The organism is Isoptericola sp. NPDC060185 (assembly GCF_042728595.1).
GTDB lineage: Bacteria > Actinomycetota > Actinomycetes > Actinomycetales > Cellulomonadaceae > Isoptericola.
Genome location: NZ_JBHWYY010000105.1, coordinates 8,924 through 11,499 on the forward strand (window position 1 = coordinate 8,924; position 2,576 = coordinate 11,499).

At 76.8% G+C, this 2,576-nt stretch carries 2 protein-coding genes and 1 pseudogene; all 3 read left to right on the forward strand.

Features of this window, described 5'->3' with window-relative positions; translation table 11 throughout:
* Window positions 1–167: 167 nt before the first annotated feature.
* The gene (locus ACFWDO_RS20105) at window positions 168–827 is read left to right on the forward strand and encodes a GntR family transcriptional regulator (protein WP_380319623.1); all 660 of its coding nucleotides are present in this window, start codon (window positions 168–170) and stop codon (window positions 825–827) included.
* The gene (locus ACFWDO_RS20110) at window positions 824–2,014 is read left to right on the forward strand and encodes an MFS transporter (RefSeq protein WP_380319620.1); all 1,191 of its coding nucleotides are present in this window, start codon (window positions 824–826) and stop codon (window positions 2,012–2,014) included. The genes ACFWDO_RS20105 and ACFWDO_RS20110 overlap by 4 nt, the downstream gene beginning before the upstream one ends.
* A gap of 105 nt (window positions 2,015–2,119) precedes the next feature.
* Window positions 2,120–2,576: pseudogene (locus ACFWDO_RS20115) on the forward strand (hypothetical protein); the annotation flags it as partial.

Genomic DNA, 2,576 nt, shown 5'->3' on the forward strand with positions numbered 1-2,576 from the left:
AACATCCCCCCGTCAATCCCGGGGCGCACCACCCCCACCCCGTGCGCTTGGTGCGGGGGATTTGGCCCGGGGTCCCCCCCGTCCGGGGCCAAACGCCCGCTCACAACCCTCCGGGGCCGAACGCCGCGCCTTGCATGCAAGATGGATGCAAGCGTAGGTTGCCCCGGGTGACCACCTCCAGCGCGGCCCCGACGTCGCCGCCCCCCAGCGCCGCCGAGCGCGCCTACCGGCTCACCAAGGCGAAGATCCTCTCGGGCGAGGTGCCCGGCGGGCACCTCCTCGCCGAGGGCGACATCGCCGCCGAGCTGGGCATCAGCCGCACCCCCGTGCACGAGGCGTTCCTGCGCCTCGACACCGAGGGGCTGCTCGCCGTCGCGCCCCGCCGCGGCGCCGCCGTCGTGCCCATGGCCCCCGACGAGGCGCGCGACGTGCTGGAGATGCGCGAGGCCGTGGAGCGCTCCACCGCGCGCCGCGCTCTGGCGCACGGGCGCCCCGCCGACGCGGTCGTCGAGGAGCTGCGGGCCCACGTCGAGCGCCAGCGGGCGGCGGCCACGCAGGGCGACGTCGACGCGTTCGCCACGGCCGACTCCGCGTTCCACGGCGTGCTCGTGCGGGCGTCGCGCAACCAGACCGCGGTGCAGTTCATGGGGCTGCTGCGCGACCGGCAGCTGCGCCTCATGTACCAGCACCTGCACGTGGGCCCGCAGGAGGTCGCCGCCGCGCTCGCCGAGCACGAGGCCATGCTGGCCGCCGTCGAGCAGGGCGACGCCGACGCCTACTGCGACCTGCTGCACGACCACGTGCGCCGGCACCGGGGCATCCTGTGAGGCGCAGCTGGCTGGGCGCGTTCGCCGCGCTGTTCGTGTGCTCCTGGGCGGGCAACCAGTTCACCCCCGTGCTCCTCATGTACGAACAGGTGCAGGGCTACGGCGACGCCACCGTGAACGCGTTCCTCGGCGTGTACGTGCTCGGCCTCGCGCCTGCGCTGCTCGTCGCGGGGACGCTGTCGGACCGGTTCGGGCGCCGCCCCGTCATGCTCGTCGGCACCGTCTGCGCGATGGCGGCCAGCGCCGTCCTCGCGCTCGGCTTCCTGGGCCCGGTGCCGATCTACGTCGGGCGGCTGCTCGCCGGGATCACGGTCGGGACGGCGACGTCGGTCGGGACGAGCTGGCTCAAGGAGCTGTCGCAGGTCCCGTTCGACCGCGACGCCGACTCCGGGTCCGGCGCGCGACGCGCGTCGCTCGCGTTCACGCTCGGGTCCGCCGTCGGGGCGCTCGTCGCCGGCAGCCTCGCGCAGTGGGGGCCGTGGCCCGAGGTGCTGCCGTTCGTCGTGCACCTGGTCGTCACGGCGCCGTTCCTGCTGGTCGTGCTCCGCACGCCGGAGACCGTCGCGTTCGGCGGGTCTCCCGGGCCGTGGTGGCGCGGCCTCCGCGTCCCGGCGGCCGGCCATCGTCGCTTCACCGGCGTGGTCGCCGTCGTCGCGCCGTGGATCTTCGTGGTCGCCGCCCTCGCCTACGGCTACGCGCCGGTGCTCCTGCGCGACCAGACGCAGGGCCTCGGCGTGGCGTACGCCACGCTCGTCACCGTGGTCGCGCTCGGCGTCGCCGCGGTGGTGCAGCCGGCGGCCAAGCGCCTCGACGCCGTCGACAGCGCGCGCGGGCTCGCCGTCGCGGTCGGCCTGCTCACCGTGGCCGTCGCGTGCGTGGGGCTGACCGTCACGACCGGCGGTCCGTGGTGGGGCGTGGGCGCCGCCGTGGTCGCGGGCGCCGGCATGGGGATCGGCCTGTCCTCGGCGCTCCTGGAGGTCCAGCGCATCGCCGGGCCGCGCCACCTGGCCGGGCTGACCGGCGTGTTCTACGCCGTCGCGTACGCCGGGTTCCTCACGCCTGCGGTGATGGCGGCGATCACCCCGCCGTTCACGACGGGGCAGCTGTTCGTGGCCCTCGTGGTCCTCGGGGCCGTCTCGACCGGCGCCGTCCTGGCGCGCTACCGCAAGCACCTCCCCGGGGCCTGACGCCCCGGTCGGGACCCCCTCCGGGCGCCGTCGGGCGCGGACCGGCATGGACCTGGGCAGACGGTTTCCGCCATAGTGGGTGCCGCTCGACGACGGAGGAGTGTCATGGCTGTGCGTTTCAACCCGCCCCCGGGGTGGCAGGTTCCCCCCGGATTCCGGCCCGACGCCGGGTGGGTCCCCGACCCCGCGTGGCCGCCCGCGCCCCAGGGTTGGGACTACTGGGTGGACGACGCCCTGACCGCCACGCGCCCGGCGCGGCCCGAGACGCCGGCCGAGGCGACCACCGTCATGGCGCCCGTCCCGGCCGCCGCCGCGCCCACCGCCGTCGCGACGATGCCCCCGGCCGTCGCGACCACCGCGGCGTACGCCGCGCCTCCGGTCGCCACCACCGCGACGTACGGCGCCCCGGTCGCGACCCTCGCGCCGCCGCCCCCGCCCCCGGTCGCGCCGGCCCCGCCCGCGCCTCCCGCGGTCGGGCACCCCGGCGACGACGCCGGCGTGATGGCTACCGTCTCGACCGCGCTGCGCGGCGTCGGCGACAGGCTCCGCGCGGGCCGCGAGG